Source organism: Actinomadura sp. 3N508, from assembly GCF_044326375.1.
GTDB lineage: Bacteria > Actinomycetota > Actinomycetes > Streptosporangiales > Streptosporangiaceae > Spirillospora.
Genome location: NZ_JBIRAX010000011.1, coordinates 13,290 through 26,236 on the forward strand (window position 1 = coordinate 13,290; position 12,947 = coordinate 26,236).

The 12,947-nt window shown below is 72.0% G+C and carries 10 protein-coding genes; 5 read left to right on the top strand and 5 right to left on the bottom strand.

The window, feature by feature from the left end:
* Positions 1–563 precede the first annotated feature (563 nt).
* From ACH34S_RS32350 to ACH34S_RS32370, 5 genes are all read left to right on the top strand, one after another.
* Entirely contained in the window at positions 564–1,460 is an 897-nt protein-coding gene (locus ACH34S_RS32350; protein WP_395956655.1) for a MarR family transcriptional regulator, read from the top strand.
* 78 nt (positions 1,461–1,538) lie between these two features.
* Positions 1,539–2,780, top strand: coding sequence for an AAA family ATPase (locus ACH34S_RS32355; RefSeq protein ID WP_395956656.1), 1,242 nt, complete (start codon positions 1,539–1,541; stop codon positions 2,778–2,780).
* A gap of 61 nt (positions 2,781–2,841) precedes the next feature.
* Positions 2,842–4,689 carry a hypothetical protein gene (locus ACH34S_RS32360; RefSeq protein WP_395956657.1) on the top strand — a complete coding sequence of 616 codons (1,848 nt, stop codon included), beginning with the start codon at positions 2,842–2,844 and terminating at the stop codon, positions 4,687–4,689.
* 104 nt (positions 4,690–4,793) lie between these two features.
* Complete coding sequence (locus tag ACH34S_RS32365) at positions 4,794–5,123, top strand: hypothetical protein (RefSeq protein WP_395956658.1); 330 nt, start codon at positions 4,794–4,796, stop codon at positions 5,121–5,123.
* A 288-nt stretch (positions 5,124–5,411) separates the two neighbouring features.
* Positions 5,412–5,864, top strand: a complete 453-nt coding sequence (locus tag ACH34S_RS32370) for a hypothetical protein (protein WP_395956659.1) — start codon at positions 5,412–5,414, stop codon at positions 5,862–5,864.
* 299 nt (positions 5,865–6,163) lie between these two features.
* Here ACH34S_RS32370 and ACH34S_RS32375 read toward each other — a convergent pair whose 3' ends face one another.
* Genes ACH34S_RS32375 through ACH34S_RS32395 form a run of 5 tightly spaced genes read right to left on the bottom strand, consistent with a single transcriptional unit; the run spans position 6,164 to position 12,831 of the window.
* Entirely contained in the window at positions 6,164–6,769 is a 606-nt protein-coding gene (locus tag ACH34S_RS32375) for a DUF2637 domain-containing protein (RefSeq protein ID WP_395956660.1), read from the bottom strand.
* Complete coding sequence (locus tag ACH34S_RS32380) at positions 6,766–7,761, bottom strand: NlpC/P60 family protein (RefSeq protein ID WP_395956661.1); 996 nt, start codon at positions 7,759–7,761, stop codon at positions 6,766–6,768. Before ACH34S_RS32380 ends, ACH34S_RS32375 begins: the two co-directional genes overlap by 4 nt.
* On the bottom strand, positions 7,761–8,675 hold the full coding sequence (locus ACH34S_RS32385) for a replication-relaxation family protein (protein ID WP_395956662.1): 915 nt from the start codon (positions 8,673–8,675) through the stop codon (positions 7,761–7,763). The genes ACH34S_RS32380 and ACH34S_RS32385 overlap by 1 nt, the downstream gene beginning before the upstream one ends.
* Entirely contained in the window at positions 8,672–11,155 is a 2,484-nt protein-coding gene (locus ACH34S_RS32390) for a type IV secretory system conjugative DNA transfer family protein (RefSeq protein WP_395956663.1), read from the bottom strand. Before ACH34S_RS32390 ends, ACH34S_RS32385 begins: the two co-directional genes overlap by 4 nt.
* Positions 11,152–12,831 (bottom strand): VirB4 family type IV secretion system protein, encoded by a 1,680-nt coding sequence (locus ACH34S_RS32395; protein ID WP_395956664.1) that lies wholly within the window; start codon positions 12,829–12,831, stop codon positions 11,152–11,154. The genes ACH34S_RS32390 and ACH34S_RS32395 overlap by 4 nt, the downstream gene beginning before the upstream one ends.
* Positions 12,832–12,947: the final 116 nt, after the last annotated feature.

The window sequence follows — 12,947 nt, forward strand, 5'->3', positions numbered from 1 at the left end:
GTGCCGCTTGCGGCATCCTGGCAGGTCATGGGACTGGTGCGTATTCTGTTCGTGGCCCCGACTCGTCACCAGGACGACCCCTGGTAATAGCTCGCGTGCTGGGAGTGGAACTGTTCTGTCCCCCGTTCTCCGCTGACCGCTCCCTATATCGCCCCGCATTGGCTAATTCCTTGGACAGGCTGACCGCCGGCCCCGCGTGCCCCAAGCGAGGTCGCGTGCCGCTGAGTCGCTTTGCCGCCACCGCTCTATCGCCTGCAGCGAGGCACGAAACGCCTTCTGAGAAGTGTTACCGGGTCCGGAGCCCGCGCCTTCTCCGCAGCGGGTCTCTGAAAAGATGTACGGCCGAACGAGGGTGCGGTTATGAATCAGTGCAATTCTGCTTTGCCGCTGGGTGGGTTTAGTGGCGCGGGATGTAGTTGGTTAGGTGGTTCAGCCGTTGAGGTGAATAAAAAGCGGCCGAAGATGCTTGCCTGGTGGTGCGGCATCGAGAAATGGTCGAGCTCCCGATGAAGGGGAACGGCGCCGGAAATCCTGGTCGCCAGACGCATCGAATGGGAGTCGAAATGGCCGCGAAGAACATCACCACCAATGGCGACACCGGGAACGGCGTCACGGGCACCGAGAACGCCGGAAACGGCACCGCAGCAATCACGGGCGGGGCGCGTCCGTCCGGGGCGGCTGGGGACGTGTGGGACGCGCTGACGGCCAAGCCCGGCGCCAGTGTGACCGCGATCGCGGAGGCGTCGGGCGTCAGCCGCGCGACGGTGGCGCGGACACTGACCGCCCTGGAACAGGACGGGCGCGCCACCCGCACGCGCGGTGGACACGACGGCGGCAAGCGCCAGCCCGACACCTGGCACCCGGTCACGGCCGCCACCGGAGCCGCTGACACCGCGACCGCCGACACCGCACTGGAGACGTCCGGCGCAGACGCGCCGACGGCTGACGTCCCCGCTACCGGCACGCCGACCGGTGCGGACACCGCCACCACGACCCAGGACGCCAACGCCGGTGATGCCGACGCCGGGGACGCAGAAGCGGGCGCGGGGATGGATGCGGCGGCGGTGGCCGAGGCACGTGACGCGCTGACGGCGCTGCGGGAGGCGGTCGGGGCGGCGCTGTCCGGTCTGGACGCCGGTGATGGTTCGGCGGCGCTGACGGCGGTGGAGGCCGCCTACGGCGGGTCGGGGAAGGCGCGGCGGCTGGTGCGTGCCGCTGCGAACGGGCGTCCGCGTACGGCGTCGGGTGCGCCGCGTTCGGGGCCGGGTGAGATGCGCGCGAAGGTGGCCGGGCACCTGACCGCCCACCCTGGGGCGGAGTTCACCCCGCACGAGATCGCCAAGGTGATCGGGCACTCGGCGGGCGCGGTGTCCAACGCCCTGGACCGCCTCACCGAGGCCGGTGAGGCCGAGTTGGTGTGTGACCGGCCGCGCCGCTTCACCGCCCCCGCCGCGAACTGACCTCACGCCCACGGGGCGGGCGCGCCACCCGCCCGCCCCTGCCGTCCCGAAAACCACGACATCTCAAGGAGCCGTGTCATGACCACCGTGCCGACCGCCTCGACCACCGCCCCGACGAGCGCCTCGACGAGCGCCTCGACGAGTGCCACTGCGCCACCCGCCGCACCCGCGTCTGCTGGTGCCGGTCGCCTCGGGCAAGGCGAACTGCGCCGCAAGGTCGCCGCCATCCTCGCCGACCACCCCGGGGCCTCGTTCAGCCCAGGGGAGATCGCCCGGATGCTGGACCGGTCCGCCGGGGCGGTCGGGAACGCGCTGACGACGCTGGCAGACCGTAAGCAGGCCAAGCTGGTGTCGACCGGGCCGCGCCGCTACCGCGCCACCTTCACCACCGCCGACGCCGTCAAGGGCGGGTCCAGCAGCCGGACGGCGCGCCGTGCCGCCGCACCCGCCCCGAAGACCCAACCCGCCCCGAAGGCCGAGCCCGCGCCCACCCCGAGCACGTCAGGGAAGGACGGGAACGCCGCCGATGGCCCGGTGGTGCGTCCGAACGGGCAGACCTATCACCCGCGCCGGTTGGCGGACCTGCCGGACGTGGCGGCGCTGCGGCGGCTGCGGGAGGCGTCCATCCCGGCGATGTTGTACGGGCCGCCCGGGACCGGGAAGACGTCCCTGGTCGAGGCCGCGTTCGGTGACCTGATCACGGTGGCGGGGGACGGTGACACCGCCGTGGCCGATTTCGTCGGCGAGTACACCCAGGCCCCGGGCGGCGGGTACGAGTTCGTCTACGGGCCGCTGGTGACGGCGATGACCGAGGGCCGCGCGCTGCTCATCGATGACGCCACCCTCATCTCGCCGAAGGTGCTGGCGGTGGTGTACCCGGCGATGGACGGGCGCAGGCAGATCACCGTCAAGGCCCACAAGGGCGAGACGATCACCGCCAAAGATGGCTTCTACGTGGTGGCCGGGCACAATCCCGGCGTGCACGGTGCCGTGCTCACCGAGGCCCTGGCGTCCCGGTTCGCCGCGCAGATCCAGGTGTCGACCGATTACGAACTGGCCAGCAAGCTCGACATCCACCCGCGCGCGGTGCGCGTCGCGCGGAACCTGGCCCGCCGTCAATCCTCCGGCGAGATCGGCTGGTCTCCGCAACTGCGGGAGCTGATCAACTTCCAGAAGATCGCCGGTGTTCTCGGCCCTGAGGCGGCGGTGGCCAATCTTCTGGGCGTCGCGCCCGAAGAAGACCGCGACGTGGTCGCCGAGGTCGTGTCCGCCGTCTACGGACGCGCCGTCACTCCGCTCGCCCTCGGCCAGCAGATCTGACCCGTACCCGCCCGCCCGCACATCCCCGCGTCTCAGCACGCGCTCAACGCACGGAGGCGCCATGGCAACCCACGTCATCCCGGCACCCACCGCACCGACCACCGAACCGACCGGCACCGGAACGGGCACAGCGCCCGCTGCCTCGGCACCCGCCCACGGGCCCGCGCCGGTGACCGGGCTGAGCGGGGCGTGGTTGCCGCTGTCAGCCGCGTTCACCGACGCGGTGACCGATCTGACCGACCGGGAAGACCTCACCGTGCAGTGTGCGCCCGGGCTGGGGCGCGGCGCGCCCGGTTGCTACGTCCCGTCGCTGGCCACCATCGAACTCGACGGCACCCACCTCGGCCAGCAACCCAGCACCTGTGACCCGACCCGCCCGACCGACCGGGAACGCTATCCAGCCCTGTGGGGCGTGCTGACGCATGAGGCCGCGCACGCCACCCACACCCGCTGGAGCATCCCGGGCGATCCGTCCGCCGCCGCAGCTCAGGCCGCACTCGCGCTGGAAGAGTCACGGATCGAGGTGGCCCAGATTCGCCGCCGCCCGGCCGACCGCCGTTGGATTCGGGCCTGCGTGACGCGCCTGGTATTCGCCGAGTTCATCTCACCCACCACCGCACCTCCGGTCATGCCGCCCGCCGCCTCGTCCGGCACTCCGCCGGTCACGACACCGAACACGGCGATGACGCCATGGAACGCCGGGTACGCCGCCGCGCTGCTGCTGGCCCGCACCGACGCAGGCATCCTCGAACCAGCCGAAACCAAGAAGCTGGCCGCCACGGTCCTCGGCGTGCTCGGACCGACCCGGTTGAGTGCCCTGGCCGCGCTATGGCATCTCGCGCACGCCACCCGAGACGACGACGCCGACACCATGATGGACCTGGGTCGCCGGTGGTGCCGCATCCTGGACGTCAACCCCGACCGCCCCACCCCACCGCCCGAGTCCGGGACGCCCGGCGCGTCCGGTGACCCGTCGCCGCTCGCGGAGGCGGTCGGCGCGACCATGGCCGCCGTCGATGCCGCCCAGCCCGTGCCGCCCGCCGCAGGGCCGGAGCCGAGCGCGTCGCAGAAGCGCCGCCAGGAGAAGGACGCCCGGGACGCCGCCGACCGCGCCGCCCGCCGCGTGTTCAGCGCCAGCACCACAGGCACCGGACGCCGGGGCCAGACCGAGATCACCGGGACCCGCCAGCCCCGGCCCGGCGAGCAAGCCGCCGCGCGCCGCCTGGCCCGGCAGCTGCGCGCAGCATCGCACCGCGACCGCGTCACCACCGCCCACACCTCACCCACCCCGCCCGGACGGCTCAGCATGCGCGGCGCGCTGGCCGCCGACGCCCAGCGTGCCGCCGGGACCATCCCGACCGCCGAGCCCTTCACCCAGACCATCCGCCGCCACGTGCCCGCGCCGCCGCTGCGGCTCGGCATCGCCTGCGATGTGTCCGGGTCCATGAACGCCATGGCCGAGCCAGTCGCGTCCGCCGCCTGGATCATGGCCCGCGCCGCCGGGCACCTGCCCGACGCCGTCTCGGCCACCGTCATCTTCGGCTCCCGCGTCCGTCCGGTCACCCACCCCGGGCGCACCCCGGTCGCCGTGACCGAGTTCGCCGCCCGCGATTCCCGCGAAGACTTCGTCCAGGCCGTCGACGCCCTCACATCGGCCCTGGATCTGACCCGCCCCGGTGCCGCCCGGCTGCTGGTCATCGTGTCCGACGGCCTCTTCAAAGACGACCAGCCCACCGAAGGGCAGCAGCGCATCGACCGGCTGACCGCCGCCGGATGCGCCGTCCTGTGGCTGTCGCTGTCCGCCCGCACCAGGCCCATGAACGGCGCGCACCTGGTCACCCTTACCAATCCCGCCACCGCCGCCGACACGATCGGCGCCGCCGCCGTCCGCGCCCTGCGCACCGCCTGACAAGCCCGCCGCCAGGTACGTCGCTGGAACGGGCGCACCGGGGCGGCCCAACCCTGCACCACCAGCCCGTGCATCTGCGAACCCACCACCCGAACGGAGACCCTGTGGCCGACGAGATGTTCGTCCTGCTCGGCTGGGCATGGAACATCGACACCGCCACCCGCCTAGCCACCCGGCACCGCGCCCGCCGCGTCGACATCCGGCCGCTGGCCTGGGCCCGCGCCGTGATCGGCATCGACCCGGACCACGCCGCCACGGTCGACCTGGCCCGCCCGCTGCTGACCGTCACGATCCCGGGCACCTGCACGCCCCTGGTGATCGACGGGTGGCACCGCGTCCACCGCGCCCTGGCCACCGGTATCCACCAACTCCCGGTCATCCACCTCGACGCAGATGACGAACGTGCCTGCCGCGTCCGGGGCGGCGAACTATGACCGGGCCGCTCCACCGCCCGAGGAACGAGGCAATGACCGGGCGGCGCCTTGACGCCGGTGAAAGGGCGAGCCTGAAACCACGCGCCAGGCCTCAGAACCCGCGCGCTGGACCGTCCCGCGCAGCAGCGCCAGCCAGGCGCTAGGCCCTGTTGACTGCACCGTCCTGAGCCACGCCGACCAATCGCCCAAAGGCCGAGCCCCAGCTCATTGTCGGGGAAGCTAACGCCCTGTGACCACGACACCGCCCACCCGGGCGCACTCACAACCTGCACTGAAAGGGACAAGTTCGTGAATCAGCATCGATCACCCGCCGCCCAGCCGGAGGCGATCGACTCCTGCCTGATCTTTGAGCTGTGTGACCTCATCACCGCCACCGCTCGACTCGATGAGAAACCCCGCAATCGCCACCAGGCCACACAAGAACTGATCGCGGTCGCCTACCGCGTCGCCGCCGCTGCCGGACCGATCCTGGACCGCGAGGCCGCGCTCATCACCGCCCTGCGCGATGCCGCCGCCGCACGCCCGAACATTCCCCGCTCCTGCCCCGACTGCCAGAAGCTGGACGGTGGCCGCTGCGGACGCCACGCCACGAGCACCGCCGTCGCCGAGACCTACCACGATCTCGGCCGCGCGCTCAGCGGCCCCAGCTACACCGCGCTGGACACCGCCCCGGCTCACCCTGCGCCGCTCCCGGCCGATACCCGACACGCAGCCTCGACCAGCCCGGCACAGGGGGCATGACGTCCCGGACCGTTCATATTGTCGACGAGGTCCGCGACTCTCCTGAGGCCCGCAAGAACTCAGACGGGGACCCCTAACCGCATCCTGCGTTCTTGGTCGTGCTCGACTCCGACGCTCAAATGGAGCTGAACCATCGCCTCACGCGTGCCGTGCGTGCCAGTTCCGAACGAGTAGGACTGGCCCAACCGTCGCGGTGTCGACGGCCCGTTGATCACCGACGGCATGCCGAATGGTGCCGCGCTCACAGGGCTGAGCGGTGAACCTTCGCCGCAGGTGGGGAAGGTCTGCAGGCTCTTGACTCAACGCTCGGCCGAGTTCTCGCCAGTGATGATCTGCTTGACCCTGCGGCGGTCGATGCCGTGCTTGTCGGCGAGATAGCGCTGGGAGAGGGGTCGGCCCGGCCCGTTGAGGCTGGCGCGGTACTCGTTCAGCACGGCCTGCTCCGGTGTCTGCTCCATTTCGGTGCATGCTGGCTCGGACCGGTGTGCTCCGGTGCGCTCGCCCGGCGCGGGTGGTGACGGCGAGGGCGCGTTGCGGGTCAGGATCATCAGCAGCTCGAACGAGCCGACCAGGGCCAGGGCGGGCCAGGCGCTGACGAGGGCGCCGATGGGCCCGTGAGCGGCGCCGTGCGCCAGGTTGGCGCCGATGGTGGCGCAGATGCCCGAGGTCAGGCTCCACCGGGCCAGCGCCGGTACGGGGCGGTGGTGGCGGTGGGCATCCAGGATGACCATGGACGCCGCCCAGATCAGGCCGTCCACGGTGAAGGGGACCAGCCGCGCCGTCAGACCGGTCTCGCCGTGGGAGCGCACGAGGTCGAGGGCGTGGGAGTAAGAGATAAGCGCGGCGACGGCGGCGACCGTGACCACCGCGAGCGCCGTGGTCGCTTTGATGAGCCGGTCGGTCACCGTGTGGCTCCTTGTGCGCCTCTTTTCGTGCCTTGGTGCGCGGTGGGGCGGGTGAAGCCAAGCAGGGTTCGGCGGCGGTAGGACTGGACTTGCACCACGGTGCCGGTGTGCGGAGCTGCGATCATCTTTCCTCTGTCGATGACCAGGCCGACGTGTCCGGGGTTGCGGGTGGAGGTGCCGGGGCCGTTGTTGAAGAACACCAGGTCGCCTGGTTGCTCGTGGCCGTTGGGGACGCGGGGGCCGTGTCGCCATTGGTCGCCGGACACGCGCGGGATGCTGATCGCGGCGGCGCGGTAGGCGGCGTAGGTGAGCCCGGAGCAGTCGAAGGCGTGCGGGCCTGTGGCGCCCCATTTGTAGGGTTTGCCGAGCTGGGCGCGTGCGAACGCGATCGCCGTCGCGGCGGCCTTGCCGGGAGGCGCCATGGATGAGAAGGCGTCGGCGCAGCCTGCGCTCTGTGCGCCGAACTTGGCCGGTCCTTGGTGAGCGTAGGCGCGGGCCTGCCGCAGCACCTTGTCCACGTAGTGGCGCGAGTGGTTGTACTGGTACAGCGCGGTGCGGACGCGTTCGGGTGCGCCGTTGTGTTTGAGGTAGCGGGCGGCGGCGGGGATGGCGTCGGCCGGGTCGTAGATGTCGGTGCGGCCGTCGCGGTTGCCGTCGACGCCGAACGCGGCCCAGGTGCCGGGCATGAACTGCATCGGCCCGGCGGCTCCGGCGTGGTTGCGTCCCGTCGAGACTCCCGGGCCGGGTCCGCGTCCGTGGTCGGATTCGACCTTTCCGACTGCGGCCAGTATGTGCCAGCCGATCCCGTAGGCCCGTCCAGCCTGGCGGTAGAGGGCCAGGTAGGAGGTCGGGATACCGGTAGATGACCGTCCTGGGGCGGGCTGGCATGTGGTGGCTTCGGTACCCGAGCCGGGGAGGATCGCGCCGAGCGCGGCGACGATGACCGCGACCAGGCCGAGCGCGGCCACCATGGCCCCGATCACCAGCGGCATCAGGCGGGCTCTGATTCACGCCGCGGGGTGGTGTGCCAGAGCGCGGCGAGGTCGGTGAGTCGGTGCCGTGGGCCGGCGGCCCCGGCTGGTTGCCAGACTCGTCCGGCGGGGCCGTCGGGTGCCGTGGCGGGGGTGTGGACGGCGGTGGCGACCGGGACCTCCGGGACGCCGAGTAGAGCCCGCAGGTTGGTCTCGCGTCTGGCGCTTGGGAGCCAGAAGAGGACGGGGGTGGTGGTGCCGGTGGCTTCGGCGAGGTCGGCGTAGCCGCCGAGTTTGCGGGCGACGCGGGCGAGGGTTTCGGTGCCGGTGTCGTGTTCGAGGAAGAAGTCCAGGGTGCGCGATCGGCCGTCGGGGCCGGGTTGGGTCCAGCGTCCGAAGGCGTCCGGGCGGGCCAGGTCGCCCCACAGGGCGGTGCAGCGGCGTTCCGGCCACCATCGCTCCAGGACGGTTCCGTCGTTCTGGCGGCGGGCGTGGGCGTGGAGCTGGGCGAAGAAATCGTTGACGCCGATCTGGTGGCCCAGCCGCGGGGACACCGAGATGGCGGTGGCGGTGTCGGCCCGGTACCCGAAGGCGCTGGGGGTTTGGCCGTGTTCGATGGCTAGGACGTGCGCGCCGGTGGGGCCGAGTACCCAGTGCCATGGTTTGGAGCCGACCGGCGTCCAGGGCCGGAACCGCAGTAGGGCGTGCAGGCGGTGCAGGTGGTTGAGGCGTTGGCGGGCGCGTTCGGGGCTGGGGAACAGCAGCGCGGTGAGCTGCGCGGTGGTCAGAACGCGGTGCTCCCACACCAGCGCGAGCAGGTCCCGGTCCCGGTGGGTGAGCCGGTAGGCGAGCTCGGCGATGTGCTCGGGCGCCAATCGCGGCGGCCGTACCACAGTGCCGCGCAGCCGATGGGTGGGCTTGGCCGGTTGGGTCACAGCGAGTCCTTCCTAGATGGCGGCTGCTGGGCGGAGTCCGCCGAGTCGTCCGTCGCGGCGGTCCAAGCGGGGGGTGACGGTTCGCCGTCCAGGTCTCGGAGCCCGACGGCGGGGATGGAGCGTTTGCCGCGCCCGGTGACGAACTGTTCGCGGGAGGCTCGGCGGACGGCGGTGGCGCGGCCGGTGGTCTTCTCGGGCAGGGGCCGGGTGCGGAAGGTGAAGGGCGGAGTGGGGGTGTTGCCGTCCATGAGGCGGGCGGCGGCTTGGTAGGCGCCCAGGTGGGACAGGTCGTGCGGGCCGAGTAGGGGTGCGGTGTGGCGGGCGAGGTCGGTGGCGTCTTCGGGTGAGGCGGCGAAGTAGATCTTGTTGCGGGCGTCGGCGGAGACCGCGTCGCGGAGATCTTTGGGGAGTTGGGACAGGTGCTGGTGGGCCAGGGTGAGGCTGAAGCGGTAGGCGCGGGCTTCGGCGAGGATGTCGGAGATGGAGCCGGGCAGGTTGAGGAAGTTGTGGGCTTCGTCGATGTAGGCGGCCGCGTCGCGGCGTTCATCTTCGGCTTGGGTGGCGCGTGGGGTGATGGCCTGCCAGGTGTGAGCGAGGAGCAGCGAGCCGAGCAGCCGGACGGCGTCCTCGCCGAGCACGCCCTTGGGGAGGCGGGCCAGGATGAGGCTGCCGCTGCCGAGCATGCCGCCCAGGTCGATGGTGGACGTGCCGCCGGAGAGGGTGTCGCGAACGAAGGGCCGCAGCAGGACGGCGCGGAGCTTGTTCATCACCGGGCCGATCACCGAGGCGCGGGCTGCGGGGGTGAGTTCGTCGTAGGACGCCCAGAACCCGCGCAGGAGCTCGTCCTCCAGCCGTGCGGTGACGCGGGCGCGATAAGGGGTGTCGACCAGCAGGCGGGGGATGTCGGCCAGGGTGGCGCGGGTGCCGTTGACGCGGGTGAGGGTGAGGCAGGCCGAGCGGAGCAGGTCGTCCAGGCGTGGCCCCCAAGAGGAGGAGAAACAGCGGCGGAAGGTGGTGACGATCGACTCGGCCGCGAACGCAGGGTCCGCTCCGGCCAACACGTTCAGGCAGGGTGGGCGGCCCCGGTCGGCCGGGTCGAATAGCACGGTCCGGTCGATGGCGCGGTCGGGGAGGCGGTCCAGCACGTCGGTGATCAGGTCGCCTTTGGGGTCGATGACCAGTGCGCCGCGTCCCGCAGCGGCGTCGGACAGGATGAGGTTGGCCAGGAAGGTTGATTTGCCGACGCCGGTCTGGCCGAGGACGTGCAGGTGCTGGCGGGCGCCCGCGACGGTCAGCCCAACCGGTCGCGGTGCCCCGGCCTCGGAGTCCCCGAGCACACGGACACCGGGGCCGGAGACCGGGACGGCGGGCGAGGGCGCGACGGGGCGGGCGCCGGCACGGGTGACACCTGGCGCGGCCAGGTCGTAGGGCAAGTGCGCCAGCGCCGCCAACTCGCGCACCGACAGCAGGAAGCCGCGGTGCAGGCGGCGGTCGGCGAGCCGGACGGCGGGGCGGCGGAGGCGTTGGCGGCGGAGGTGTTGGTGGCCGGAGGTGAACAGCGCGAAGGTGGACGCCACTTCGTGCGCGTGCGCGCGCAGCCACCCGGCCTCGGCCTGATCGGGGTGGCGGGTGGCGACGCCGTAGCGGATCGCGGCCTCGAACCGCGGCTGGGCGGCCTTGCCGAGGATCGCGCGGACCTGCTCGGCCCGCTCGGGGAACTGCCGCGCCAGGTCGGCCGGTTCCGGACGGCCGGTCATGCCGGGGGTGAGCAGGTCGAACAGGGCGGCTTGGGGTGCGGTGGAGCGGGCTCCGCGCAGTGCGGCAGCGGCCCGGTGCGCGCGCCGCAACCGGCGCCCGGTCGCGGGGCGGGCCAGGATCTGCACGGCCAGGTGCTCGCCGTCGGCGAGTCCGGACGCCGTGCCCAGCAGCCCTCGCAGTGGGTCGGAGTCGTGGGTGTGGGTGAGCGGGAAGTGCTCGGCACGGCCGAGGACCAGCCGTCCCCCAGCGGCCTGGGCGTCAACGGGGAGCGGTGCCGTTGCGGCGCGGGTGGTGAGGGTGGCGCCGGGCCAGGCCGACCGGATCGTCTTCTCAACCAGCCCGGGCGGGATGGTGCCGGGCACCCAGACCTGGAAACGGACACCGGTGTGGTCGGCCAAGTACTCAAATGCCAGATGCGGCTGCCCGAACAGCACGCGTTTCCACGCGGGCAGGGTGAGACCGATCAGGTGCGCCCACCAGGCGGCGGCGCTGCCGTCCTCGACCTTCGGCGGGACCGCGATCTCGATGATCCGCGCGCCGGGCCCAAGCCGGGTGTTGCGCCACCGCCACACCGTCCACCGAGCGACCGCCACCACCGAAGCACCGGCAAGGACCCCGATCGTGACACCCGGCCCGTAGTGCGGGAGCAGCTCAAGGAGTTGGCCAGGATCCTGCGGCAGTCCTGGGATCAGATCCGTGGTGCCCTGCAGCGGCACGTTCACGGCAGAGTCTCCCTTCGCACGTCGGTGGTGTCATCACGGTCGATGGCGGCGAGTTCGGCGGGATCTGTCGTGGTCAGCCGGTGCTCATGCGGGCTGGCGATGCCGCTGAAGGCGGCCCGGTCGGCACCGGTCGCGGTCCCGCACAGCAGCCCCTGCCCGCGGTCGGCGGTGAGCAGGAACGCCTTCTCCCCGGCGGTGAGGTCGAACGCTGCTCCGATGCGGTCGATGGCCTGGGGTGCTTGGCGGAGCAGGATCTGGGTGGCGGAGTTGGCGATCACCGCCTGGCCCAGATCGGAGCCGAGCAGGTCGGCGGCGTCCTGGGTGACCACCGCGAGCCCGGCCCAGTGCTTGCGGGCGGACTTGGCCAGCCGGTACAGAAACCGGGCGCCCTCGTCCTCGCGCATCAGCGTCCACGCCTCATCGACCACCACCAGCCGCCGGCGCCGATCGGAAGGGTCGGTGACCTGCCGCCAGATCGCGTCCAAGGCGAGGAGCATCCCGGCGGTGCGGGTCTCCTCGGGCAGGTCTCGCAGCGAGAACACGATCAGGTGACCCTCGGGGCGGGTGGTGGTCGGCCCGGCGAACAGGCCGCGATAGGACCCGGTCACGTACGGGGCCAGCCGCCCGGCCAGCTCCGCCGCGCTGCCCTCGCCCATGCGTTCCAACTCGAGGGCCAGATCGGCCAGCACCGGTGCGCGGCGTTTCCAACTGCGCGGGTCGGCGGTGATGCCACACGCCTGGTAAGCGGCGATTATCGCCCGGTCCAGCGCCGCCCGTGCCGCAGGTTTGAGGGGTTCGCCGAGCATCGCGGCGATCAGCGTCTGTACGAACAGCGCCCGCCGGATGAGCGTGTCCTCACCTTGTCCGAGCGGGAGGTCGAAGGGATTGAAGCGCACCTCTGGCGCGCCGAGCGGGATGTGGGTGCCGCCGACCGCGCCAGCCAGGCGCCGGTACTCATCTTCAGGGTCGATGACGGCGACGTGCACGCCCTGGTAGAGCAGCCGCAGGGTTTCGAGTTTGGTGAAGTAGGACTTGCCCGCGCCCGAGCGGGCGAGGGTGACCGAGTTGTAGTTGTCCTGGGCGAACCGGTCCCACACGACCACTCCGGAGGAGTAGGCGTTCAGCCCGTACAGCACCGGAGTATCGCCGAGCCGCGGTTGCAGATCCGGGGAGGTGAACGGGAACGCCGCCGCCAGCGCCGCGGTGTCGAACACCCGCCGCGCCTTCACACTGTCGTGCGCGAGGGGCAGAGTAGTGGTCCAGCCTTGCAGGGCACGGAAGGTGGTGGGCTGGGCGTCCAGCAGGAGCGAGGCCGCTAGTGCCCGCACCCGTTGCACTTCGCCGTCGAGGCTCGCGTCGTCGGCGGCGTGCACGGCCAGGTACAGGCCGACCCGAAACAGCCGGCCGTGCCCGCGCGCGAGTGAGGCGGCGAGTTCGGCTGCGTCGTCGGCGGCGACTTCGGCGGCGAAGTCGGCCAGCCGCCCATGCTGGGCGTTGGTACGGGAGACCGATTCGAGGCGGGCGAGCTGCTTGCGCAGCCGCTGCGCCGCGATCAGCGGCGGCACCGGCTCCACGTGCAGGGACACGTCCAGGCGGCCCGGGTAGGTCAGCAGCGGCTCCAGCCAACCCGCGCCTACCTCCCGCGGATACCCGGCCACCGCGAATGAGGCACACACCCCGTCCGGCAAATCCACTGACCGCGGCCTCACCCGCAGCGCGCCGGGTCCGACCATGCCCGACAAATCACCATCGCCGCCCTCACTGGGGCCAGCGCCAGACCTGAACCGGTGCA